This is a genomic window from Niveispirillum sp. (assembly GCF_052437035.1).
GTDB lineage: Bacteria > Pseudomonadota > Alphaproteobacteria > Azospirillales > Azospirillaceae > Niveispirillum.
The window spans coordinates 1-24,419 of the sequence record NZ_JBQVOH010000014.1 but is presented as its reverse complement, the minus strand read 5'-3'; the positions used below and the strand labels follow the sequence as shown (position 1 = coordinate 24,419).

At 63.3% G+C, this 24,419-nt stretch carries 24 protein-coding genes and 1 tRNA gene; 16 read left to right on the top strand and 9 right to left on the bottom strand.

From position 1 onward, the window contains the following. Positions 1-122: 122 nt before the first annotated feature. The 6 genes from ACT6Q8_RS23260 (at position 123) to ACT6Q8_RS23235 (ending at position 7,052) form a co-directional block, all read left to right on the top strand. Entirely contained in the window at positions 123-1,409 is a 1,287-nt protein-coding gene (locus tag ACT6Q8_RS23260; protein WP_054166630.1) for a hypothetical protein, read from the top strand. 208 nt (positions 1,410-1,617) lie between these two features. Continuing rightward, positions 1,618-2,604: a hypothetical protein gene (locus tag ACT6Q8_RS23255; protein WP_156344452.1), complete on the top strand. Its 987-nt coding sequence runs from the start codon at positions 1,618-1,620 to the stop codon at positions 2,602-2,604. 468 nt (positions 2,605-3,072) lie between these two features. Continuing rightward, positions 3,073-4,080: a sulfate ABC transporter substrate-binding protein gene (locus ACT6Q8_RS23250; protein WP_082372051.1), complete on the top strand. Its 1,008-nt coding sequence runs from the start codon at positions 3,073-3,075 to the stop codon at positions 4,078-4,080. Between the two features lie 195 nt (positions 4,081-4,275). Next, a complete protein-coding gene (gene cysT / locus ACT6Q8_RS23245) occupies positions 4,276-5,130 on the top strand; it encodes a sulfate ABC transporter permease subunit CysT (RefSeq protein WP_054166628.1) in 855 nt (284 codons plus the stop codon). A gap of 1 nt (position 5,131) precedes the next feature. After that, a complete protein-coding gene (gene cysW / locus ACT6Q8_RS23240) occupies positions 5,132-5,995 on the top strand; it encodes a sulfate ABC transporter permease subunit CysW (RefSeq protein WP_054166627.1) in 864 nt (287 codons plus the stop codon). Positions 5,996-6,008: 13 nt separating this feature from the next. Continuing rightward, complete coding sequence (locus tag ACT6Q8_RS23235) at positions 6,009-7,052, top strand: sulfate/molybdate ABC transporter ATP-binding protein (protein WP_054166626.1); 1,044 nt, start codon at positions 6,009-6,011, stop codon at positions 7,050-7,052. Positions 7,053-7,259: 207 nt separating this feature from the next. Here the strand turns inward: ACT6Q8_RS23235 and ACT6Q8_RS23230 are convergent, their stop codons facing one another. From ACT6Q8_RS23230 to ACT6Q8_RS23220, 3 genes are all read right to left on the bottom strand, one after another. Further along, positions 7,260-7,712, bottom strand: coding sequence for a PilZ domain-containing protein (locus ACT6Q8_RS23230; RefSeq protein WP_444735003.1), 453 nt, complete (start codon positions 7,710-7,712; stop codon positions 7,260-7,262). 92 nt (positions 7,713-7,804) lie between these two features. Beyond that, on the bottom strand, positions 7,805-10,411 hold the full coding sequence (locus tag ACT6Q8_RS23225; protein WP_444735004.1) for an ABC transporter permease: 2,607 nt from the start codon (positions 10,409-10,411) through the stop codon (positions 7,805-7,807). A 1-nt stretch (position 10,412) separates the two neighbouring features. Continuing rightward, positions 10,413-11,144: an ABC transporter ATP-binding protein gene (locus tag ACT6Q8_RS23220; RefSeq protein WP_444735005.1), complete on the bottom strand. Its 732-nt coding sequence runs from the start codon at positions 11,142-11,144 to the stop codon at positions 10,413-10,415. Between the two features lie 115 nt (positions 11,145-11,259). On the opposite strand from ACT6Q8_RS23220, the gene ACT6Q8_RS23215 reads away from it, so the two are divergent. Continuing rightward, entirely contained in the window at positions 11,260-11,847 is a 588-nt protein-coding gene (locus ACT6Q8_RS23215) for an arylesterase (protein WP_444739434.1), read from the top strand. Positions 11,848-11,855: 8 nt separating this feature from the next. Beyond that, positions 11,856-12,983 (top strand): FIST signal transduction protein, encoded by a 1,128-nt coding sequence (locus ACT6Q8_RS23210; RefSeq protein WP_444735006.1) that lies wholly within the window; start codon positions 11,856-11,858, stop codon positions 12,981-12,983. Between the two features lie 10 nt (positions 12,984-12,993). Here ACT6Q8_RS23210 and ACT6Q8_RS23205 read toward each other — a convergent pair whose 3' ends face one another. Beyond that, complete coding sequence (locus ACT6Q8_RS23205; RefSeq protein ID WP_054166622.1) at positions 12,994-13,452, bottom strand: GNAT family N-acetyltransferase; 459 nt, start codon at positions 13,450-13,452, stop codon at positions 12,994-12,996. Positions 13,453-13,686: 234 nt separating this feature from the next. Between ACT6Q8_RS23205 and ACT6Q8_RS23200 the strand changes: the two genes are divergently transcribed. The 3 genes from ACT6Q8_RS23200 (at position 13,687) to ACT6Q8_RS23190 (ending at position 16,140) form a co-directional block, all read left to right on the top strand. After that, the gene (locus tag ACT6Q8_RS23200; protein WP_054166706.1) at positions 13,687-14,355 is read left to right on the top strand and encodes a glutathione S-transferase family protein; all 669 of its coding nucleotides are present in this window, start codon (positions 13,687-13,689) and stop codon (positions 14,353-14,355) included. A 98-nt stretch (positions 14,356-14,453) separates the two neighbouring features. Next, complete coding sequence (locus tag ACT6Q8_RS23195; RefSeq protein WP_444735007.1) at positions 14,454-15,152, top strand: hypothetical protein; 699 nt, start codon at positions 14,454-14,456, stop codon at positions 15,150-15,152. Positions 15,153-15,264: 112 nt separating this feature from the next. Beyond that, the gene (locus ACT6Q8_RS23190; RefSeq protein ID WP_444735008.1) at positions 15,265-16,140 is read left to right on the top strand and encodes a glycosyltransferase family 8 protein; all 876 of its coding nucleotides are present in this window, start codon (positions 15,265-15,267) and stop codon (positions 16,138-16,140) included. 9 nt (positions 16,141-16,149) lie between these two features. On the opposite strand, the gene ACT6Q8_RS23185 is transcribed toward ACT6Q8_RS23190, so the two are convergent. Then, positions 16,150-17,436 (bottom strand): DUF445 domain-containing protein, encoded by a 1,287-nt coding sequence (locus ACT6Q8_RS23185; RefSeq protein WP_054166619.1) that lies wholly within the window; start codon positions 17,434-17,436, stop codon positions 16,150-16,152. Between the two features lie 41 nt (positions 17,437-17,477). Next, complete coding sequence (locus ACT6Q8_RS23180) at positions 17,478-18,401, bottom strand: SDR family oxidoreductase (protein WP_444735009.1); 924 nt, start codon at positions 18,399-18,401, stop codon at positions 17,478-17,480. A gap of 51 nt (positions 18,402-18,452) precedes the next feature. Here ACT6Q8_RS23180 and ACT6Q8_RS23175 point away from each other — a divergent pair, with 51 nt between their 5' ends. After that, entirely contained in the window at positions 18,453-19,250 is a 798-nt protein-coding gene (locus ACT6Q8_RS23175; protein WP_156344450.1) for a hypothetical protein, read from the top strand. A gap of 166 nt (positions 19,251-19,416) precedes the next feature. Here ACT6Q8_RS23175 and ACT6Q8_RS23170 read toward each other — a convergent pair whose 3' ends face one another. Then, entirely contained in the window at positions 19,417-19,653 is a 237-nt protein-coding gene (locus tag ACT6Q8_RS23170; RefSeq protein ID WP_444735010.1) for a hypothetical protein, read from the bottom strand. A 255-nt stretch (positions 19,654-19,908) separates the two neighbouring features. Here ACT6Q8_RS23170 and ACT6Q8_RS23165 point away from each other — a divergent pair, with 255 nt between their 5' ends. Then, positions 19,909-21,276, top strand: coding sequence for a sodium-dependent transporter (locus ACT6Q8_RS23165; protein ID WP_444735011.1), 1,368 nt, complete (start codon positions 19,909-19,911; stop codon positions 21,274-21,276). A gap of 43 nt (positions 21,277-21,319) precedes the next feature. Continuing rightward, positions 21,320-21,745 carry a YccF domain-containing protein gene (locus ACT6Q8_RS23160; protein ID WP_054166616.1) on the top strand — a complete coding sequence of 142 codons (426 nt, stop codon included), beginning with the start codon at positions 21,320-21,322 and terminating at the stop codon, positions 21,743-21,745. Positions 21,746-21,787: 42 nt separating this feature from the next. Here the strand turns inward: ACT6Q8_RS23160 and ACT6Q8_RS23155 are convergent, their stop codons facing one another. Together ACT6Q8_RS23155 and ACT6Q8_RS23150 are read right to left on the bottom strand one after the other, a co-directional pair. Further along, positions 21,788-22,420 carry a demethoxyubiquinone hydroxylase family protein gene (locus ACT6Q8_RS23155; protein WP_444735012.1) on the bottom strand — a complete coding sequence of 211 codons (633 nt, stop codon included), beginning with the start codon at positions 22,418-22,420 and terminating at the stop codon, positions 21,788-21,790. After that, positions 22,417-22,878: a disulfide bond formation protein B gene (locus ACT6Q8_RS23150; RefSeq protein ID WP_444739433.1), complete on the bottom strand. Its 462-nt coding sequence runs from the start codon at positions 22,876-22,878 to the stop codon at positions 22,417-22,419. The genes ACT6Q8_RS23155 and ACT6Q8_RS23150 overlap by 4 nt, the downstream gene beginning before the upstream one ends. A 204-nt stretch (positions 22,879-23,082) precedes the next feature. Here ACT6Q8_RS23150 and ACT6Q8_RS23145 point away from each other — a divergent pair. Next, positions 23,083-23,168, top strand: a tRNA-Leu gene (locus tag ACT6Q8_RS23145). A gap of 177 nt (positions 23,169-23,345) precedes the next feature. After that, positions 23,346-24,197, top strand: a complete 852-nt coding sequence (locus ACT6Q8_RS23140; protein ID WP_444735014.1) for a class I SAM-dependent methyltransferase — start codon at positions 23,346-23,348, stop codon at positions 24,195-24,197. Positions 24,198-24,419 lie beyond the last annotated feature (222 nt).

Genomic DNA, 24,419 nt, shown 5'->3' with positions numbered 1-24,419 from the left:
CGATGGTGGATAGTGAAATCTATGCCTTTGGGGTATAAGCCCCTTTAATGGCTGATTAACCACCATCGCAGGCAAAGGCCGGTACTGGCACATTCCAAGCGGAAGGGCGCAAGGGCAACTTCATGAATCGCCAACCGAATGCACCGAAACGCGACTGGGTCCGGGTAAAGCCGGGCGAGCGTTCGTCTGCCACTGCGATGAATGAAAAGCCCGAATATGACGATCAGAAGCTGCTGACGCTGCTCCAAAGCGCCAAGCGCGAGGTGCAGGGGCTGCGCCTGATCCATTTGCATATGTCTCTTCTGAAGGATAAGAGCCAGCTTGACCTGATCTCCATCAAGCGGGCCATGCAGGAAACCGCTGATCAGTCCGCCTATCTCCAGCTTTTCTCTCTGTCCAACGACGACGTCATCGTCCTGTACAAGGGCATCAAATTTTCCCTGATCTCCGACGTTTGTTCCAAGATCGAAAAGCTGATGCTGTCGCGCACCTCCATGGTGAAGCGCAATCCCTATGGGGAAGACAGCCTCTATTCCATCATGGAACTGTCGCTGAACTTCGTGAACGTGATCCGGTTCATCGAAGGTCTGGCGCGGGAGAGCAATGCCGACGCGGCCAAGGCGGAGACGAAGCCGCCCATCACGCTGGAGGAACTGGGCAAGATCGAACGCGCCGTGCAGATGTTCGACCTGTCGCCCTTCATGCTGAACCAGCCGGTGGTCGATATCACCAATGGTGAACAGAACCAGTTCGAATATTTCGAGCTGTATATCGCCATCAAGGCGCTGGAAGAACGGCTGTCGCCCAATTACGACATCACCGCCAACAAGTGGCTGTTCAGCTACTTCACGGCCAATCTCGATAATTCGGTGCTGAAGGCGCTGAATTACGGTGTGGATTTCCTGCGCGGTCGGCGCATCGGGTTGAACCTGAACCTGTCCACCATCATGTCCGCCTCGTTCGTGAAGTTTGACGAACGTCTGACGGCGGACCTGCGCGGCAATGTGATCCTGGAGATCAACAAGGCCGATCTGGTGGAGAATATCGACACCTACAAGGAAGTGGTCGATTTCGCCTCTTCCAAGGGCTACCAGATCTGTATCGATGGGCTGAACGACTTCTGGGTCACGCATATGGACCTGGAATATATGGCCTGCGACTATGCCAAGATCTTCTGGAACGACGAAATGGACATGATGTCGGACCATGAGTTCGAGGTGTTTTCCGAGAAGATCAAGGCACAGAGCAATTGCCGGTTCATCCTGGCCCGCTGCGGGTCGGTATCGGGCCTGATGTTCGCGGAAAAAGCGGGCATCCAGATGGTCCAGGGCCGTATCGTTGACAATATCCTGCGCAAGGGCGTGCTGCTGCGCGACGCCATCAAGAGCGCCAAGATGATGAATGATTGATGGCAGTTGCCGGTCGTCTGTAACGCGGGCCGGCAAGGTTACAAGGGTCTGTCCATTTCCAATACGATACATCCCGGAAATCCAGATAAGGGTTCGTCAACCCACCCTTTGGGTGATATGGTTCGTGTCGTAAAAGGGGACGGGCAGGCTATACTGGCCGTTGCAATGATCGCGGAAGATGGGGACCGGGTCAGCCCGGATGGTTTCAGTGTCTGAAAGAAACGCGACAGAAGGCCAGGGCAAGGACCAGGGTGACCAGAAGGGCGACACCAGCACCCATTTCCTGTTCACCTCCAAGGTCTTTCAGCTTCCGGGCGGCTATTTTGCCTTGTCCAAGGATAATAACGATCCCGTCTTCAATGTTCATCTGGGCGATGTCTGGGGGAAGATCCCTTTCCGCACCCTTCGCGAGAGTTTTCAGATCGAAGACAAGAGTGACGATGCACGTCTGCTGACCATCGTCGAAAAGGGGCTGAAATTCGTCAAGGAGATCCGTCCGGGCGACAGCATCCCGCGCGAGTTGCTGGATGGTTCGGCGTCGTGGCGGGTGGATGAACGTCACCTGACCATCGCCCGTGGCCGCCTGACGCTGCAGCTCGTGTCCTGGATCACGGGACGCGAATCCATGATCACTGACCGGTTCCAACTGGAACAGATCGTGGAAGACCCGCAGACCAAGCAGAAGGCCCAGGAAGCCTTTTCCAAGCTGGCCAAGCAGTTCGGCCTGCCCGAAGACCGCAAGCAGGAGATGGTCGACAAGGTCGATTATCTGGCCCGCGAACTCTCCTATATCGAGGCGCTGCGCGACCGTTACAGCCATGTTCAGAAGATCATGTCGAAGCTCGGTCAGGCCAAGCGTACCTTCAAGGGTGAGGGGCAGGTAGTGGCCGATGTGGGGCGCATGCAGGCTCTGGCCAAGACACCCGTCGCCAATTTCGACGATATCTTCGATCAGGTGGACGGGCAGACGGCCGAGGTGATGGCCATGCTGCGCACCTTCGACGCCCAGGTCGCCTTCATCCGGCGCATGCGCGACGAACTGCACACCATGCTGATGGTGTGGGATGAAATGATCGATATGTGGGATGGCAACGATATCGATAAGGAACCTGAAACCGAAAACCGGTTGAAGCGTACCTATCAGTTCCTGGCCAAGAACTTCCTGATCAGCAAGGTCTGGCAGCGCGGCGGCTGAGAGCCTACGGCCCGACCCGACCCCTGATATCTCCGCAGACAAGGGCGCCACCGGCGCCCTTTTTATTTACCTGAATTTAGTGGAGAATAGGCAGCGCCCAGGCCGATGGATACGGGATATCCCCGAACAGGTCCGGGCATTTTTGCGCGATCGCGCCTGCCATCTCTGACGCCATACCAACCAGATACAGGGTGACATTGTAACTAAGTATCTGATATTAAATAGTTAACCAATATTTCACATATTTCAACAGTGAAAAGTCGCTGTTGTTTCGCAATCAACATTTGGTATCCGTTAAAAATCCGTATTGACAGCACATCAAGGTGGGTACAAAGTCCATTTCACCGATAGGGATTAACCCGACGGTCGCGGCAATTTGATCGCGCAGCTTGCGCCGCGTCACCAAACGCTAAAGCGCCACGAACCATGCTTCGTGGCAGCCGCCTGATGGATGAAGGAGTTTCCACGATGAAATGGTTCAAGCGTGTCGCCATCACCACCGCCGCCCTGGTTGGCCTTGCCGTGTCGCCCGTGTGGGGCAGCGGGCAGATCCTGAACGTCTCCTACGACCCGACCCGCGAACTCTATAAGGAGTTCAACGCGGCCTTCGCCAAGCATTGGAAGGCGACCACGGGCGAGGATATCGAGATCAAGGCCTCGCATGGCGGTTCGGGCAAGCAGGCGCGCTCCGTCATTGACGGGCTGGACGCCGATGTCGTGACCCTGGCGCTGGCGTCTGACATTGATGCGATCGCCGAGAATACGGACCTGCTGTCCAAGCAGTGGCAGGCCAAGCTGCCCTATAATTCCACGCCCTATACCAGCACCATCGTCTTCCTGGTCCGCAAGGGTAATCCCAAGGCCATCAAGGACTGGGATGATCTGATCAAGCCGGGCATCCAGGTGATCACGCCCAACCCCAAGACCTCTGGCGGGGCGCGCTGGAACTATCTGGCGGCCTGGGGCTATGCGGCGGACAAGGCCGGCGGCAGCGATGCGGCCGGCAAGGATTTCGTCGCCAAGCTGTTCCGGAATGTGCCGGTTCTGGATACCGGTGCCCGTGGCTCCACCACCACCTTCGTGCAGCGTGGCATCGGTGACGTGCTGCTGGCCTGGGAGAATGAAGCGTTCCTGGCCATCAACGAACTGGGCGCCGACAAGCTGGAGATCGTGGTTCCCTCCGTCTCCATTCTGGCCGAACCGCCGGTCGCCGTGCTGGACAAGAATGTTGACCGCAAGGGCACCCGCAAGGTGGCCGAGGCCTACCTGACCTATCTCTACACCCCCGAAGGGCAGGAGATTGCGGCCAAGAACTATTACCGTCCGCGTCTGCCGGCCCTGGCGCAGAAATACGCGACCCAGTTCCCCAACATCAAACTGTTCGACATCACCAAGTTCGGCGGCTGGGCCACGGCCCAGAAGACCCACTTCGCCGATGGCGGTGTGTTTGACGAGATTTACAAGCCCGGTCAGTAATAAGGCCGTTAACCACTGCACCCTTTGTGGTGGTGGCAAACCAGACTAGTCTGACCCCCAGCCATCCCCGCCGGCCCCGACAGGACCGGCGGGGCATGCGCGTCAAAACAGGGGGGTGGTCATGGACAGGAATTTCGCCTTGCCTTCATTGCCTTCCCTTCGCCGTTCGGCGGGTGCCACCAAAGGGGGCGCAGCATGAGCGGTGCTTCCGGCTTCTCGCTGTTCAAACGGCGCAACCGCTCCATCATTCCGGGCTTTGGCCTGACGCTGGGCATTACGCTCACCCATCTGACCCTGATCGTGCTGATCCCGCTGGCGGCCCTGATGATCCGCCCGTGGGATATTGGCCTGTCCGGCTTCTGGCATCAGGTGACGGAAACGCGCGTGCTGGCGGCATTGCGCCTGTCCTTTGGCGCGGCGTTCGTGGCGGCGGCGATCAATGCCGTTTTCGGGCTGGCCGTGGCCTGGATGCTGGTGCGCTATGATTTCTGGGGCAAGCGGGTGGTGGATGCCATTGTCGATCTGCCCTTCGCCCTGCCCACGGCGGTGGCCGGCATCGCGCTGACCTCGCTCTATGCGCCCAATGGCTGGGTGGGGCAGTATCTGGACCCGCTGGGCATCAAGGTCGCCTATACGCCGCTGGGCGTGGTGGTGGCGCTGACCTTTATCGGCCTGCCCTTTGTGGTGCGGACCGTGCAGCCCGTGCTGGAGGAACTGGATACGGAGCTGGAGGAGGCGGCGGCATGCCTGGGCGCCACGCGGTTTGAAACCTTCATCCGCGTCATTTTCCCCGTGATCTTCCCGGCCCTGCTGACCGGTTTCGCGCTGGCCCTGGCGCGGGCGGTGGGGGAATACGGATCGGTGATCTTCATCGCCGGCAACATGCCCATGGTGTCGGAAATCGCGCCGCTGCTGATCGTGATCAAGCTGGAACAGTTCAATTATGCCGGTGCCGCCTCGGTCGGTATCGCCATGCTGATCCTGTCCTTCATCATGCTGCTGGTGATCAATCTGTTGCAGCGCTGGTCGCGCCGCTGGGCGGGGGTGTGAGATGAGTGGACATGCCCCCAAATCCCGCGTGACGGTGGCCGAACCCGGCTGGGTCAAGGCGCTGATCATGCTGGCCGGCCTGGGCTTCCTGGGCTTTTTCATCCTGCTGCCGCTGGCGGCTGTGTTTACCGAGGCGTTGCGCCGTGGCCTGGGCGCCTATTTTGAGGCGCTGGTGGAACCGGACGCGCTGGCGGCTATCAAGCTGACCCTGCTGGTCGCGGTCATCGCCGTGCCCGTGAATGTGGTGTTCGGTGTCGCCGCCGCCTGGGCCATCGCCAAGCACAAGTTTCCGGGTAAATCCCTGCTGCTGACCCTGATCGACCTGCCCTTCTCGGTCAGTCCCGTCATTTCCGGTCTGGTCTATGTGCTGCTGTTCGGCGCGCATGGCCTGATGGGGCCGTTCTTGCGTGAACATGGGGTGCAGATCGTCTTTGCCGTGCCGGGCCTGGTGCTGGCCACCATGTTCATCACCTTCCCCTTTGTGGCCCGCGAACTGATCCCGCTGATGCAGGCGCAGGGCGTGGATGAGGAAGAGGCGGCGATCACGCTGGGCGCCAGCGGCTGGCAGACCTTTCGCCGCGTGACCCTGCCCAATATCCGCTGGGGTCTGCTCTATGGCGTGCTGCTGTGTAATGCCCGCGCCATGGGGGAATTCGGGGCCGTGTCAGTTGTGTCAGGCCATATTCGGGGGGAGACCAACACCATGCCCCTGCATGTGGAGATCCTCTACAACGAGTATAATTTCGTGGCCGCCTTTGCGGTCGCCTCGCTGCTGGCCATCCTGGCCCTGGTGACGCTGGTCGCCAAATCGCTGCTGGAATGGCGCCACGGCGCCGAACTGGCCGCTACCGCCCGCCGCCATTGATGGGAACGGACCCATGAGCATCAATATCAAGAACCTGACCAAGCGTTTCGGCGGCTTTGCGGCTGTGGACGGGATTGACCTGGACATCCAGTCCGGTGAACTGATGGCCCTGCTGGGCCCTTCGGGATCGGGCAAGACCACCTTGCTGCGCATGATCGGCGGGCTGGATTTTGCCGATGAAGGCACCCTGCTGATCGAGGGGGAGGATGCGACGGTGTCGGAGCCGCACGCGCGGCGCGTCGGCTTCGTGTTCCAGCATTACGCCCTGTTCCGGCATATGAGCGTGTTTGAGAATGTGGCCTTCGGTCTGCGCGTCTCCCGCCGCAAGCCCAAGATTTCCGACGCCGACATCCGCACGCGCGTCATGAACCTTCTGGAACTGGTACAGTTGGCGCCCTTGTCGGGCCGCTATCCCAACCAGCTTTCAGGCGGGCAGCGGCAGCGTGTGGCGCTGGCCCGCGCGCTGGCCACCGAACCGCGCGTCCTGCTGCTGGATGAACCGTTCGGGGCGCTGGACGCCAAGGTGCGCAAGGAATTGCGCCGCTGGCTGCGCGATATCCATAAGGGCATGGGCGTGACGACGGTATTCGTGACCCATGACCAGGAAGAAGCACTGGAACTGGCCGACCGCGTCGCCATCCTGAACAAGGGGCGCATCGAACAGGTGGGCACCCCGGCAGAGGTCTATGACAACCCGGCCTCGGCCTTTGTCTGCGACTTCCTGGGCGGTGGCACGCGGCTGGACTGCGTGGTGGCCGACGGTGCGGCGGTCATCGCCGGTGCGCGTGTACCGGTGGTCAACGCCTTGCCGCCGGCGGGTCCGGCCACGGCCTATATCCGCGCCCATGATATCGATCTGGCGGAACCGGGAGAGGCGGGGACCCTGTCCGCCACCATCCGCCTGATCCAGCCCGTGGGGCCGCAGCTGCGCCTGGACCTCAACCTGGATGGTAAGGTGGTGGAAGCGGTCCTGGACCGCCACGCCACCACCACACCGCTGACGCCGGGACAGACCGTCTCGTTGCGCCTGCGCCGGGCCAATGTCTATGCGGGGTAGGGGAGCCTATACTAGAGCTGTTTTCGGTAGACCGGAAACAGCTCCGGCGGCGACCGCCGCCGCGCCGCACATGCGGCGTAAGCCAAGCGGCGGATGCCGCGCCGGCGCCTGAGGAAAACGAAGGTCTAGAGCGTATTTCCGGTTAACGGAAATACGCTCTAACAGCACGAAAGCCTGACCGTGGGTTATGATTTCGTGCCGCTGGTATCAGTCGAACCGCAGGCGGACCTGACCGGGGTCCAGGGCCACGATAAGGGCGGGGCGATCCTCCACCCAGCCGCGCACCGAAAATACGCCCTGCATGCCGATCTCCAGCCCGTCCGGGCCGGTGCAGGCAAAACAGGCGCCCGTGCGCGACAGGTTGACGGTTTCACCCCGGATGACACGACCATCCAGGGTCAGCAGCGCCGTGCTGCGTACGGGCACGCGGGGGAAACGGCGGCGGTCGCCTGCGGGGCGCTTGGCGCGCGTGGTGGGGGCGGGTTCATCGTCGCGATGGGCCAGCCATTCGGCCATATCCACCCAGCGCTGGCTTTCATCAGGGTCATCGGTATTCAACGCCGCCTGCCAGCAGGCGATCAGCTTGGCGTTCAACACCTCATCCGGGATCGGGCCGGTGCTATCGACCGTCGTCGCCGGTTCCATCGTTGCCACCTGCATCGCTGTCCCATCCGGTGCCAAGCGGCTTCCCACGCGTGATAGGCGTGGGAAGCCTTTCCTTATATATCTACAACAGACAAGCGCAGTTGTCGTCAATCAATCCTAAGGACAGGTGCGGCGGGCTGGCCCAAAGCGCGCCAAGTGCCAATGAAGCCCAAGGTCAGCGTGATGGCCGTACAAATCAAGGCGGTGCTGATTACCGCCCAGGGCATGAAGATGAAGGGGAAGTCCATCACCTCGCTGACCACGATCCAGGCGACGATGGTGCCCAGAATGCCGGCAATACCCGCCGTGATCAGGCCCAGCAGACCGTATTCCAGCAGGAAGGCGCGCAGCACGGTCGCCCGTGTCGCCCCCAGCACCTTCAGCACAACCGCATCATAGACACGGCGGCGGTGCCCGGCGGCAACCGCACCGGCCAGGACCAGGGTGCCGGCCAGCAGGGTGACCGCCGCTGTCAGGCGCACGGCCAAGCCGACATTGACCAGGATCTCCGACACCGTCTCCAGCGCGTCCTTCACGCGCACTGCGCTGATATTGCTGAACTTCACGGCGACATTACGTTGCACCGCCGGTTCCGCCTCCACCGGCGCACGCACCGTCGCCAGATAGGTCTGGGGCGCGGATTCCAGTACACCGGGGGAGAAGACCAGGGTGAAGTTGATGGTGATCGTGTCCCAGTCCAGTTCACGCACCACCGCCACCTCGCCCTCAATATCGCGGCCCAGGACATTGATGGTCATGGTGGCACCGGGGCCGATGCCGAAGCTTTCGGCAATCTCCTTGGACACGGCCAGCTTGGGCGGACCCTGGTAATCGGCGGGCCACCATTCGCCGGCCAGTACCTTATCGTTGGCGGGCGCCTTTGCCTGCCAGGTGATGCCGCGGTCGCCGTTCAGGACCCAGGAATATTCCTTGGTCTTCAGGGCCTTTTCCGCCTCCACCCCATCGATGGCCACGATGCGGGCGCGCAGGTTGGGGGTGAGCGCCAGATCCTCGGTCCCCGGCACGGCCAGCACGGTCTGACGGAATTCCTCAACCTGATCAGGTTGGATATCGACGAAGAAGAAGGCCGGCGCGTTGGTGGGCAGGCGGTCGGAAACCTCCTTCTGGAAATTCGCCTCAATCAGAGCGATGGCAACCAGCACCGTCAGGCCAAGACCTAGTGACAACACTACCGCGCTGGTCGGGCTACCGGGCCGGTGGATATTGGCGAAGGCCAGACGCAGGACGGGCAGGCGGGGCCGGCCCACGGCCTTTGCCGCCTTGGTCACGCCGATCCCGGCCAGCCAGAACAGGCCCAGCACGACCACGGCCCCGATGACGAAGGAAATGGCAAAGCCCTTTTCCTGCGCCGTCGCCACCGCCAGGGCACCCAGGCCCAGGCCCGATGCGGCAATGCCCAGCAGGTACGAGGCGCGGGGACGGCCCTTGGCCTTCTGCACCAGTTCGCGGAACAGGGCGATGGCCGGCACCTCCCGCGCATGGCCCAGCGGCCACAGCGAGAAGGCCAACGCGGTCAGGAAGCCGAAGCCGGCGGCCACGGCCAGCGCCTCGGGATAGACACCGATACGGGCCGTGATGGGCAGCACCTCCGCCAGCGCTTGCCCTGCGGCCAGGGGGCCGGCGGTGCCGACCGCCAGACCGATGGCGATGCCGACCGATGCCAGGGCCAGGATCTGGATCAGATAGGTCTTGAAGATCAGCGAACCCGACGCGCCCACGCATTTCAACATGGCGATGGTGTTCGACTTGGCATCCATATAGGCGCGCACGGCATTGCCCACGCCCACTCCGCCGACCAACAGGGCCGTCAGGCCAACGAGGGTCAGGAACAGGGTCATGCGGTCGATGAACCGCGATAGCTGCGGTGCCGCATTCAGGTAGTCACGCAGGCGCCAGGGGGCACCTTCCATCTCCGTCTTGGCCTGTTCGCGGAATTCCTTGGGCGTGATCCCGTCCCGCAGCTTCACCTGATAGGACCAGGTGATCAGGCTGCCCGGCTGGATCAGTTCGGTTTTGGCCAAGGCTGCTTCCGACAGCATCAGGCGGGGGCCAAGGGAGAAGCTGCCTGACCCGGCCTTGTCCGGCTCACGCGCGATCAGGCCCCGCACCTCTACCACCTGCCCGCCGATGCTGACCGGCGATCCGACTTTCAGGTTCAAGCGGGTGGCCAGCGTATCCTCAACGACCGCACCGTAACGCCCGCCGCGTTCGGCCAGCAGGGATTGGATATCGACCGTCTGTGGCAGCCCGTCCGGCCCCTGGATGTCGAAACTGCCATAGAGCGGGTAATTGGCACTGACCGATTTCAGCTCCACCAGGGCGGTGTTGCCGCCATCATTGGGGTCGCGGGCCATGGCGCGCATTTCGGCGGCGGTCATCACCTCGCCTCGTGCCGCCAAGAACGCCATCTGTTCGGGCGTGGCCTGCTGATAGAGGATGCGGGCGGAAACATCGCCGCCCAGGATGGCGCGGCCATCGCTGCGCATCGCATCCTCGATGCCGCTGGAGATCGATTGCACCGTCGCGATGGCGCCGACGCCGATGGCCAGACAGGCGATGAAGATGCGGAAGCCTGACAGACCGCCACGCAGTTCCCGCCGCGCGATGGTGAAGGCCAGCTTCCATTCCGACAGGAAGCCGCCCGCTTGTGGTGCGGCCTGGGTGCTGTTGGTGGACAGGGTGGTGGCCGTCATCTCAACGCCCCGCCGCCGCCAGGGGCCGGGCATCGCCGGCGCTGTCATCGACGATCAGACCATCGACCAGCCGGATCACGCGATCGCATTCCCGCGCCAGACCCGGATCATGGGTGATCATCACGATGGTGGTGCCCACCCGGTCGGCCATGGTGAACATCAGTTCGATGATGCGCTTGCCGGTATCGCCATCCAGATTGCCTGTCGGCTCATCGGCCAGCAGCAGCGAGGGTTCGGGCGCGAAGGCACGGGCCAGCGCCACGCGCTGCTGTTCACCGCCCGACAACTGTCCGGGATAATGGGTCAGGCGGTGACCCAGGCCGACCGCTTCCAACCCCTTGCGGGCGCGGTCAAAGGCGTCGGGGGCACCGGCAAATTCCAGCGGGATGGCGACATTTTCCAGCGCCGTCATGGTGGGGATCAGGTGGAAGGACTGGAACACGATCCCCACCTCATCCCGGCGGAACCGCGCCAGTTCATCCTCGTTCATGCGGGTCAGTTCATGGCCCTTCACCTTGACCGAGCCTGAGGTGGGTGGCTGCAAACCACCCAGGATCATCATCATAGAGGACTTGCCGGACCCGCTGGGCCCGACCACGCCGACCTTTTCTCCGCGGCCGACATGCAGATTGATGCCTTTCAGGATGTTGACGCTGCCCGCCTCACTCTCCAGCTTAAGGTGGATATCGCGCAACAGGACGACGGGGTCGGCCGGAACTATGGGCATCGCCATGACAAACCTTCGCAGCAAGGGTGAACCGAACCGATATGGCCCCGTGGGGGCCGCTTTCAACCGACTCGGGCTACTGATCCTGCTGCTTTCATGCCTATTGGCACCGTCGGGCGCGATGGCGCAGGTCACACCGGCGCCATTAAAGATCATCGTCCTGGGGGACAGCCTGTCCGCCGGCTATAAATTGCCGCGTGAGGCGGCGTTCACCAGCCAGTTGGAAACGGCGCTGAAGGCCAAGGGCTATGCCGTTTCCGTCCCCAATACCGGTGTGTCGGGGGAGACGACATCGGGTGGCCTGTCGCGGCTGGACTGGATTCTGGCTGACAAGCCGGGCCTGATGATCGTGGAACTGGGGGCCAATGACGGGTTGCGCGGCATCGACCCGGCCCGTACCCGCGAGAACCTGGACAAGATCCTAACCAAGCTGGCGGAAAAGAACGTGCCCGTCATCCTGGCCGGCATGATGGCGCCCCGCAACCTGGGCAGTGAATATGGCAAGGTGTTCGACGCCATCTATCCTGACCTTGCCAAGAAGCATGGTGTGACGCTGTACCCGTTCTTCCTGGAAGGGGTGGCGATGGACCCGAAGCTGAACCAGGAAGACGGGATGCACCCGACCACGGAAGGGGTGGCCGTCATCGTCAAGAATATCCTGCCCACCGTTACCGCCACGCTGGACAAGATCAAGGCCGGGGCGAAGTGATGGAGGAGATGCCCGACGACGCGCCCCTGTTCGCCAGCGCGGCCGGCACCGGGGCCGACTGGTCCAGTGCCGCCAAGGACTGTTTGGATCACCTGACCCTGGTGCCCGGTGCCAATTTCGGCGTGCTCTATGTCACCGATCATCTGGCCGACCAGATCGGCAGCATCGCCACCCTGCTGCGTGGGGTGACGGGCGTGCGCGACTGGGTCGGCACGGTGGGCATCGGCGTGCTGGGCCAGGGGGGCGAATATTATGACCGCCCGGCCCTGTCCGTCCTGATCGGGCGGCTGCCCGACGGGGCAGTGCAACTGCTGGGGCCGATGACGGATGGCGCGGGGGCCGTGGATGCGGTCCAGCCCTGGCTGCGTGATCACGCGCCGCTGCTGCTGCTGATGCATGGCGATCCGCGCCATGCGCGGCTGCCGTCGCTGCTGCTGGATGTGGCGGGGCGGACGGGTGGGTTCATTGTGGGCGGCCTCACGGCTTCGCGCGGGGAACAGGCGGTGCTGTGCGGGCATGAAACGGGGCCGGGCCTGGCGGGCGTGATGTTCGATGCCGATATCGCCGTCGCCACCGGCCTGACCCAGGGCTGCACCCCCATCGGTCCGGTGCGCACCATCACCAGGGCGGATGCGCATGTGGTGATGGAGATTGACGGTGCCCCGGCGCTTTCTGCGCTGAAGGCCGATATCGGGCCGGAACTGTCGGCTGATCTGCGCCGGATTTCGGGGCTGATCATGGCGGGCCTGCCCATTCCCGGCGATGACCGCGGCGACCGGCTGGTCCGTGATCTGACAGCCATCGACCTGGAACGCGGCTGGATCGCCATCGGGGAGAATGTGACGGATGGGCAGCCGATCCAGTTCTGCCGCCGCGACGCGGCCGCCGCCGAGGCGGACACGGTCCGCATGCTGGAAGGGCTGAAGCGACGGCTGCCGGTAGGGCAGGTGCCGCGCGCCGGCATCTACATCACCTGTGTGGCGCGCGGGGGCCGGCTGTTCGGGCGGGAAGGAGTTGAGCGGGAATTGATCCACCGCCATCTGGGCGACTTTCCGCTGACCGGCTTTTTCGCGGGCGGTGAAATCTCCAACGCGCAGCTTTATGGCTATACGGGTGTGCTGGTGCTGTTTGTGTGAAGCCTTACGCTCACAGCTTGATCATATAACGCACATAGCCATCGGCCCCGCCCGTCACCTTGTCATACAGGTGGCGGGCGCGGGCATTGTCTTCCTCGGTATTCCAATAGACGCGGCCCCAGCCGGCCTCACGCCCCATCGCCGTCAACCGGGTAATCAGGGCGCGGCCTACACCCTTGCCGCGCGCGGCCTCTGCCGTGAACAGGTCCTCCAGGTAACAGACCAGCTTGGCCGACCATGTATGCGGGTGCAGGACGTAATGGCACAGGCCCAGCAACTGTCCGCTCGCATCATCCACGGCCACCAGACCGTTCACGGTGCTGGACGGGTCCAGGATGCGGGCCCACAAGGCATTGGTGACATCGGCTGGCACATCGGCACGGTAGAAGGTGCAGTAGGCATCCCACAGGCCCCGCCATTGCACCCGGTCATCTGCCTGGATCGCCCGCACCGTCACGCCACCGTCCATGTTCCATCCCCCCGCTCTGAACCGGCACCGGATATCGCATCGGGCAGGGGGGCCTGTCCACCCCACCCCGATACGGGGGGCCAATTTGGGGGCAGAACCGGGGTTCAGCCGCAATTTTCCCCGTGATCACAAGACCCTGGCCATAAGGTTACGGTGCCCAACCCTTGTCAGACAGGTATTCTCTGTGGCACAGCTTGAACTCAGCCGGTGATCGGACGGCGGATCGGGATCAATATGCGGACGCTTTTTCACCATCCCCTCTCCCCCTTTTCACGCAAGGTGCGGGTGGCGCTGGCCGAAAAACGCCTGGATTTCGCGCTGGAGCTGGAAAAGCCCTGGGAGCGGCGTGAGGAATTCATGCTGTTGAACCCCGCCGGCGAAGTGCCGGTTCTGGTGGAGGAAGATGGCAGCGTCATCGCCGACCAGACCGCCATCTGCGAATATCTGGAAGATGCCTATCCCGAGAGCAGCCTGCTGGGCCGCGAGGTGGCGCTGCGGGCAGAGGTGCGGCGGCTGGTCGGCTGGTTCGATGTGAAATTCCGGGCCGAGGTGACGGACCTGCTGGTGGGCGAGAAGCTGTTCAAGCGTTTTTCCGGCCAGGGTACGCCGCACACACAGTCGATCCGCGCCGGCCTCGCCAATATCCATTACCATCTCGACTATATCGGCTGGCTGTGCGAGCGGCGCACCTGGCTGGCCGGCGACCAGTTCAGCTGGGCCGATATCGCGGCGGCGGCACAGCTTTCCTCCATCGATTATCTGGGCGATGTACCCTGGGATGATCATCCCGAGGCGCGGAATTTCTATGCCCGCGTGAAAAGCCGGCCCAGCTTCCGCCCGCTGCTGACCGACCATCAGCCGGGCCTGCCGCCACCCAAACATTACGCCGATCTGGATTTCTGATCCTTTCCGCAATCCCGACGCAATTTGGCCGCAACCCATGGGCTAGGATGCGGGCTGGGCGATGTCGTCCCTGGATAGCCGTGTTGTGGAGAAATGAAATGCGCCGGTCGCTGGTCCCCCTTGCCCTTGCCAGCCTGCTGTTCACCGCCGTTCCGGTTGTGTCGGCCCAGACCCTGCCCGTGCAGCCCGTGATCGATACCGTTTCCTTCAACGTCTCGGTGGAAGATTGGGTGAAGACGGAAACGGCCCTGGTCACCCTGGTCGTCGATATCGCGGGCAACGGCAATGGCGGCACTGTCCGGTCGGATGTGCTGAAGGCGGTGGCCGGTATCGCGGACAAGGCCGAATGGCGCATCGTCGCCATGAACCCGCAGAGCGACAGCGCCGGTCTGGAACGCTGGCAGGCGCAGTTGCGGGCCCGTCTGCCGGAAGGCCAGCTGTCGGCGCTGGGCGACCGGGCCAAGAAGGCCAGCAAGCCCGGCCTGCAGGTGCGGGTGGGTGGCGTCGCCTTCGACCCGACCCTGGCGGAGACGGAGGAAACCCGGTCGACCCTGCGTGACAAGATCTACGCCAAGGTCAATGCCGAGCTGAAGCGCCTGAACGCCGCCTTCCCAGGCCGCAATTACCGGGCCGGCGATATCAGTTTCACTGAACAGCGTATGGCCATGCCGGCCAGTGCCTATCGGGAGAAGATGGTGATGGCGGCCGCACCCCAGATGGCCGACGCCCTGCCCGGCGTGCAGGATCAGATGGTGCTTGAGGCGCGGGTGACCCTGTCGGCGTTTGCGACGCCCTGAGAATTGCATATGCTTGCCAGTCTTTCCCGTAATCACGTAGTTTGAGGATATCCGCGCGCTGGGTCGGCATCCGGTGCGCGGATTCTCATTTGTGATGATATGGAGATTGCAGGTGTCGGAAAGCGAGTTCGCCATTGTCATCGCCTGCGACGACAATTTTTTCTTCCATTGCCGCAATCTCCTGGCCTCCATCGCCAAGAGTGCGCCCACCATGGCGGCACAAGATCGGTTCTGTGTGTCCCCCGGCCTGTCCCCTGAACACCAGGACGAACTGGCCCGGTACGGTGTGCGCTATGTCCCGCTGGGTTTGGACGTGTTTCCTACGGTGCTCGCCGATATTGTCAGCCGCCATGCCTATACATTCGGACAGTTCATCCGGCCGCTGTTTCCTAAAATCATCCCTGGCTATGCCAATTATATCTACATGGATTGTGACACCTGGGTTCAGAACGATACTCTGGTTGCGGCGGTCAAACAGGCACAGATGTTTGGACCGGACATGGCTGTCGCCTCTCCGATGGTCTCTCATTACTATCCAAGTGTGCTGCACGATATGACGATCACAAGGAATGTTCAGGAAAACTGGCTCTATGGCACCTATGAGGTGCGGTTTGCACGGGCAATGGCGGGGCGGTCCTTCTTCAGTTCCGGTGTCTTTGCTCTTTCAGGTGCTTCCCCATTCTGGGAAAACTGGTTCCAGGACATCCTGGAAATTGCACCAAGGGTGGATATCTGCAATCCCGGATTTATGCATTTTACCGAGCAGACGGCGTTCAACGGTGTGATTTGCCGTACCGGGATGGTCACGGTACTGGACCCGCTGTATAATTATCACTGCAATATGGGGGGCATTGTCCGGGACTTTACGACGGGAGTGGTTCTGTCAGTATCGGCCAAGCCGGTGCGTGAGGTTTGTGTCATCCATCTGGCGGCGTGGGGGTCCATGAAGGAAGAATATATCGCCGGCCGGCTGCTGTTCGAACCGTAACCGCCGCCGTTACCCGCCTAGCCATTGGTTCAAGGCATATAGCAGCCCGCCGATCGCGGCACCCAGCAGGGTGCCGTTGATGCGGATATATTGCAGGTCGCGGCCGACCCGCAGTTCCAGGCGCTGCGTGAACTCCTTCACATCCTGCGCCTTCAGGGTCCGGGCCACGAAATCGCGAATCGCCTCGCGCCAGCGGGGCAGGGCGGACGTGAAGGCCTGCTCCACCGCCTGGTTCAGGCGGTCGCGCACCGGCGCCTCCCGCATGGCATCGGCCAACGACGCCGCCACACCATGCAGGGCCGAACGGATATGGCCATCGGGCCGGTCAAGATCGGCAAGCGCCGCGTCGCGCAGACCCGACAACAGGTCATGCAGCAAGGGGCCCGCCACCTCCGGACCTGTGAACTGACGCAGCGCCTCCAGCAGACGCTGGGCCAGCTCGCTGCCGGCCTCCACCTCATCCGGCAGGGATTTCAGCCAGTCGCGCAATTCCTGCCCCGCCGGGGCGTGGGGGGAACGCAGATCCCAGAGATGGCCCAGGATCGCCTCATTGATCGTGTCGGCCAGGGATTTGTCGACCGAAGACGGCATCCACCAGCGGGACTTGCCGGCCACCGCCGACTCCACCCAGCCACGCTGCCCATGCATCAGATGGATCAGCCGGTCCGCGATCTCCCGCAGCAGCGGTTCCAGTGACGGGCTGTTCACGAAATGGCGCAGGGCGCCGGCCAGGGCCGGGCGCAGGTCGGCCTGTGACAGGCCGGCGGCCAGCGCGTGGCCCAGGGCATTGGCCAACGGGGCATCGCCCTGCCGCGACAGAAGCCCCGGGAGCATGCCGGCCACCAGATCGACCAGCCGCCCCCGATCCTCTTCATCCGCCAGCAGATTGGCCAGCTTGGCCGCCGGGTCCATGCGCCGCACCTGTTCCACCAGCATGGCGGGTTCCAGGAATTCCCGGTCGATATAGGCGGCGATGCCATCGGCGATGCGGTCGCGGTTGCGCGGCACCAGGGCCGTATGCGGGATGGGCAGACCCAGCGGATGGCGGAACAGGGCCGTCACCGCGAACCAGTCGGCCAACCCGCCAATCATCCCCGCCTCGGCTACGGCCCGCAGGGCAGGCGCGATGCCGGGCGGCATGAAAGGGGCATGGCTGACGGCCCAGCCACCGGCGGCCAGGGCCAGACAGGACCCCGCCATCCAGCGGTGGCGCGACAGATCGCGGCGCAGGGCCGCATCATCGCTTTCGGCGGCAACGGGGGCGGTGATGTCGTTCAGGGGGGCGGGGTCGTGCATTCCTTGATCCTAACCGGGACGGCAACGGTCCGCCTGCGGATTTACCCAGCCGTTACAGGCCTGACACTATTTGTCTCTGCGGCCAACTGCGCCGCCAGTCCTTCCCGATAGGTGGGGTGGATCAGCCGATATTGAAGACAGGATTTAAGCCGGTCGTTCCGGACCCGGCGATTATCAGCATAAAAGCTGGCGGCCATGGCCGACATTGTTGCGGGATCGAAAGGTTCCAGTGGGGGAGGCTCGACCCCCAGCAGGGCTGCGGCATATTCCACCACCTGGGCGGCCGGTGCGGGCTCATCATCGACGATATTATAGGCTGTGGCGGGCTGGGGCGCGGCCATGGAGGCGATAATGGCGCCGGCAATATCATCGACATGGATGCGGCAGAACACCTGATCCGGCTTGTCGATGCGCCGGGCCGTGCCCGCCCGCACCGTATCAATGGCGCTGCGCCCCGGACCATAGATGCCGGGCAGGCGGAACAGATGCACCGGTAGGCCGGCCTGCCGGTGCAGGGCCAGCCAGCCTGCCTCCGCCGCTACCCGCCGCTGGCCGCGCGGGCCGGTGGCGTTCAAGGCGCTGTCCTCATCCACCCAGCCGCCGCCGGTATCGCCATAGACCCCGGTGGTCGACAGATATCCGACCCAGCGCAGGCCAGATGCCCGCGCCGCGATATCGGCCCCGTGATGGTGCAGCACGGCGTCGCCATCGGCATCGGGCGGCACTGATGACAGGATATGGGTGACCCCATCCAGCGCGGATACGACATCCGCTAGGGGCCTGCCCCGGTCAAAGGTGAAGGCGTCAATGCCCTGCGCGCGCAAGGCATCGGCCTTGTCCTCTCCCCGCACCGTGCCGGCCAGCGACCAGCCCATATGGCGCAGACGGTCGGCCAGATGCAGGGCCGTGTAACCCAGACCGAAGATGAACAGCCGGCCGACCGGCATGGTGGGTGTTGTGATCATGAACGTTTTGACACTTGCCAGCAGGGGACGGATCAGGATTTGTAGCGTGTCATGAACCGAATGCTCAATGCCGGGGCGTTGATCGCCCTGTCCACCCTGTGCCTGCCGCTGTCCGTTATGGCGCAGGAAGGGGCGATTTTCGCCAACCGCACCGCCTGCCTTGACCGGGCCGAGGCCTTGCCTGACTTCGCCTATGAAGAGGCAAAGCTCTGGGAACGCCAGGGGGCGGGTGTGGATGCCCGTCTTTGCCAGGCCCTGGCCCTGATGCTGCGCGGGGATTGGGAACAGGCCGCACCGGCGCTGGAGACGGTGGCGGCGGAGATGGTGCGTGAACGCCCCGCCATGCGCGCCAATCTGCTGAGCCGGGCGGGCACGGCCTGGTCCAATGCCCATAAGCTGCCGCAGGCGGAGGCGGCGTTCGGCAAGGCCCTGGAGCTGACGCCGCGCGACCCGCAGATCCTGATGGACCGTGCCATCGCGCGCGCGGGCATGGAACGCTATTGGGAGGTTATCGCCGATCTGGACAAGGTCCTCGAACTGGCGCCAAAGATGGCGGAGGCCTGGCTGCTGCGGGCCCAGGCGCACCATCTGCTGGCGCTGGATGGCAAGTCGATGAACGATGTGGAAGAGGCGCTGCGCCTGTCGCCGCAAAGCGGGGAGGCGCTGCTGCTGCGCGGCAATCTGCGCGCCGCCAAAAGCGATATGGTACGGGCCAAGCAGGATTGGGAATCGGTACGCCGTGTGGCCGCCGGTACGTCCGCCGCCAATATCGCCCTGCAGAACCTGAACGCACTTGACCGCGCCCAGACCGACCAGAAGCGGGAATTGAAGAAAAAGAAAGAACAGTGACCCCCTTGATCGTAACCGATCAAGGGAGATTTCACGTTCGCTTTAGCGCCGGGCGGCGGCATCCGCCGCCTTTTGCCAGCTTGCCTGATACGGGGTTCACCCGGCCCAAAAAACAAAAGGCGCGGTACCCGTGGGCACCGCGCCTTTTTTTGAACCTATCACCGAATCAGGCGGTGATATTCACGAAGCTGCCACGGGTACGACCAGAGGCAACCGCTTCCTGACGTTCATTGTCGGTCGGATTGGTGTTGGTCTGCTGATTATCCTGCTGGGTGGACGCGGTCTGCTGCGCCTGCTGATCAGACGGGGGCACCGGCTGAACGCGCGTATTGCTCTCCGCCGGGCGAACGCCGGGGGTCTGGAAGACAGAAGAGCTATAAGAGGAAACGCCGCTGATCGCCATCACACACCTCAGTTGTTGGGCATAAAGTATGCTCTGTGACAAAGCCCGTCAATCCGCCATCAACGCAGGACCGGGCCGGCATCCATGCGCGTGTTAGGATTTCCGTAATGGAATCGTCCTGGAATCGCCGCCGCCCGATTGGTGGGGGGCTTGCCCCTGGCTGGGGGCCAGGGTTATTGCTTGAAATATCGGACAAAACCCGGTCAGCCCCGTCACGCGGGGGATAATGGCCGGATCGGAACAGGGGTAGGCCTCTTGCAATCCAATGACAATGCCGGCGCTGCCGCCGGCCAGTGGTCGTCACGTTTCGCCTTTCTGATGGCCGCTATCGGCTCCTCGGTCGGGTTGGGCAATATCTGGAAATTCCCCTATATGATCGGCACGGGCGGCGGGTCTGCCTTCATGCTGGTCTATCTGATCTGTGTGCTGGCTGTGGGCCTGCCCATCCTGATCGCCGAACTGACCCTGGGCCGCATGGGCCGGCAGGGTCCCATCGAAACGTTGGTCGAACTGGGCCACCGCTATTCTGGGCGGGCAACCTGGGGATTGGTCGGCTGCGTCGGGGTGCTGGCGGCGGTGCTTATCCTGTCCTTCTACTCCGTCGTGGCGGGATGGTCGCTGGCCTATATCCCCAAGCTGCTGATGGGCGGCATGACCGGCCTGTCGGGGGCGGAGACGGGTAAGGCCTTCGATGATTTCCTGGCCGATCCTCTGGCCCTGACCTTCTGGCATGCCCTGTTCATGCTGCTGACCATCATCCCGGTGGCGCGCGGCATCCAGTCTGGCATTGAAAAGGCCGTGGTCTGGATGATGCCGCTCCTGTTCGCGCTGCTGGTGGTGCTGTGCATCTATGCCGGTATTGAGGGCGATTTCACCGCTGGCATGGTTTACCTGTTCAAGCCGGATTTCGGGGCCGTGACCTGGGATGTGGTGCTGGCCGCCACCGGTCAGGCCTTCTTTTCGCTCTCCATCGGGCTTGGCACCATGCTGGCCTATGGCGCCTATCTGCCGGGCGGCGTGTCGATCCCCCGCACCTCGGTGGTCATTGTCTTTGCCGCCATTCTGACGGCGGTGCTGGCGGGTGCCGCCATCTTCCCCATCGTCTTTGCCAATGGCCTGAACCCCTCGGAAGGGCCGGGTCTGGTGTTCGTCACCCTGACCGTGGCCTTCGGTGCCATGCCGGGCGGGGCGATCTTCGGGGCGGTGTTTTTCGTGCTGCTGGCCATCGCGGCTCTGACGTCCTCGGTCTCGCTGCTGGAACCGATCGTGGCGGCGTTTGCGGGCCGTGTGCGCCTGTCGCGCTCGGCGCTGGCCTGGATCGGCGGCATCGTCGCCTGGGTGCTGGGCTTCCTGACCCTGTTCTCCTTCAACATCTGGTCGGATGTGCATCCGTTCGGCGGCACCCGCACCTGGTTCGACTGGATCGACTTCCTCACCTCCAACATCCTGCTGCCGCTGGGCGGCGTGATGCTGGCCTTGTTCGCGGGCTGGGTGGTGACGCGCCAGGACAGTGTGGCGGCGGTCGGGTTTGAAAGCCCGTTCTTCTATTCTCTCTGGCGCCTGCTGGTGCGCGTAGTGGCACCAATCGGAGTCGTCGCAGCGGTCGTTACAAATTTCTTCTGACCGCCCACATTAAAAGGGACGTCCTGAAAGGAGGGACCGCGCGATGATCAATCTGCTGATGAATATCCTGTGGCTGCTGCTGTTCGGCTGGAATGCCGGGCTGGCCTGGCTGACGGCGACGCTGGTGATGGTTATTTCCATTGTCGGCATTCCCTGGGCACGGGCCGCGCTGAACATCGCCATCTTCATGTTCTGGCCCTTTGGCCGGGTGGCCGTGCCGCGTGATGATTTGACGGGGCGCGAAGATATCGGCACCGGCCCGCTGGGCTTCATCGGCAATGTGATCTGGTTCCTGTTCGGTGGCATCTGGCTGGGCCTGGGCCACCTGATCATCGGGCTGGCCTGCTGCATCACGGTCATCGGCATCCCGTTCGGCCTGCAGCATTTTAAATTCGCGGGCCTGGCCTTCGCCCCCATCGGCAAGACCATTGTCGACCGCGAGATCGCGGACGCGATGCGCTATCGGTAATGACAGGACGATGGGGCGGCGTGGTCGCCGCCCCATCGTCTTTCAGATACGCTGTGACAGCCAGATGGCGGTGCGCGACCCCGCCTTGATCAGGGCGGACAGGACCGGATACCCGGTGGCCAGTTCCGCCTCATGCGCCAGACCGATATCCCGGTGCTCCAGCTCTTCGGCTCGGAACTGCTCGATGGTGGCCTTCAAGGGCGCTTCGTCTGGCCCCAGTTGTTCGGCCTGTTCGGCATAATGCTGGTCGATCACCTCTTCCACCGCCACCGTACAGGCCATGGCGGCCCGGCTGCCCAGGGCGGCGGTGCCGGCACCCAGCGCCCAGCCGGCCAGATGCCAGACGGGCTGCAACATCGTGGGGCGTATGCCACGTTCCCGCGCCAGTTTGTTGAACGTCTCCAGATGGACCTGCTCCTGCTCCGTCATATGGCGCAGCATAGGGCCCTTATCCCCCTTGCCCAGAACGGCCATCTGCCCCGTATAGATGCGGACGGCGCCATATTCACCGGCCTGATCGACGCGGATCATCCGTTCCAGGCTGGGCACGGGATCACCGGGCAGCCGGCGCGGACGGGCCGAGGCCGGCACCTCGCCTGCATCGGCGGCGGGACCGTCGGCCAGGGGGCGGGGGGCCAGAAGGTGGGCGGGCAGGGTCGGATTGGGATGGCTCATCGTGCCGTCTCCGTGGAAAAGGCCGCCTTCACGGCGAACAGGGCCAGCACCAGGCTGGCAATGGCGCTGAACCCGGCAATGGATATGCCGAACAGCGACCAGGGGATCTCGTCACAGCGTACAACGGGGGCGGCCAGGATCGCGGCGCGCAGATCATCCAGGCCGCCGGCGCTGATCGGGGCGGTGCAGGCCGTGAAGCCTTCCCACCATTTCTGCTCGACGCCGGCATGGAACAGCGAAATACCGGCCCCCACCAGAAAGACCAGCCCGGCCAGCAGCAGCGACACCCGCCGCTGCGCCGCCGTCAGCCGCAAAAAGGCCGAGGGCAGCAGCGGCACGACGGAAGTCATATAGGCGTAGCGCTGCCACCAGCACATCTCGCAAGGGTTCAACCCGCCCCAATATTGCGAGGCGAACGCCGTCCCCAGCGCCGTAAGCGCCGCCAGTATCAGCAGCAAGGGGGGGAGGCGGGGCGCGCCGGTAAGGCGGGCGAGCGGGGAGGGGGGGGGCCTATTCATCATGGCCGACACTATAATGACGATACCCGCCTCCGCAAAGGGCCACCCCGATGGGACCGATGGCCGCAAGCGGCACTCCCACAGGATTTCATTGACCGCCCGTCTTTCATCATTATAGTGCCGCCTCGCGTTGAAGCGCTCGGTGCCTCCGTGGCGAAATGGTAGACGCGGCAGACTCAAAATCTGTTGCCCGCAAGGGCGTGTTGGTTCGAGTCCGACCGGGGGCACCAATTTCCTTCCCTGACATCTCTATGTGACCGCCATTGGTGGGGCCAATCCGGCGCCCGACCCATGGTCCTGTCATGGATAGGCCGAACGGCCTCTTGGCCTCAGGCCTCATCATGGTTAGCGTGTCGCCACCCGGATGCCGGGTCGGCATCCGTACTTCTGTCGCGGAAGGAACGCCCATGATCTCCAAGAAGACGGTGCCGCTGCTGCTGGCCGCCGCCCTTTCCCTGCCTCCGTTGCCGGCCCAGGCCGCCGACACCCCCGCTGCGCAGCTGGCTGCTGCCCCCGTGCGGGACCTGCTGGCCCCGATTCTGGCCGGTGATCACCGCTCCGATACCAATAAGGCGCGCGACCAGTGGCGCCATCCGGTGGAGACGCTGGAATTCTTCGGGGTCGAACCGGGGATGAGTGTCGTGGAGATCTGGCCTGGCGGCGGCTGGTACACGGAGGTGCTGGGGCCGCTCCTCAACGCCAATGGCCGCTATATCGCGGCTGCCGCTGATCCCAACGGGGCGTCGGCCAACACCCTGGCCGCCATTCAGCGCTTCAAGGATAAGCTGGCAGCCCGTCCCGACCTCTACGCCAATACCCAGGTGACGGGTTTCGGGCCTAAGGCGCTGGATTTCGTGCCCGCCGGTTCCGTTGACCGTGTCCTGACCTTCCGCAATGTGCATAACTGGATGGGGGCCGGCTGGGCCGAGGATGCGTTCAAGGCCATGTTCAAGGCGCTGAAGCCCGGCGGCGTGCTGGGTGTCGTCGAACACCGCGCCAATAAGGATCAGCCGCAGGACCCGAAGGCCCCGACCGGTTATGTGCGTGAGGATTATGTGATCAAGCTGGCCACCGATGCCGGCTTCAAGCTGGTGGCGACGTCGGAGATCAACTCCAACCCGCGCGACACCAAGGATCACCCCAAGGGTGTGTGGACGCTGCCGCCGACCCTGACCATGAAGGACCAGGATCGCGACAAATATCTGGCCATCGGTGAAAGCGACCGCATGACCCTGCGCTTCGTGAAACCGGCCAACTGAGGCCCCTTTTCAAAAGCCCCCGGCCATCGCGGTCCGGGGGCTTTGTTTTGAACGCTATATATAGGGTCAATGGACCCAGGGTTTGTGGTGTTACGGTGTCGTTTCAGAAAAGTGACTTATGTCTGCAGAATGTTGTTGCGTTGGGGTGTTTGGGTGTCCTATACCCCGGCTCCCGCAGCGAGGCGGCCCTGGTGGTTGTGGCGATGCGGACGGTTCTTGGTG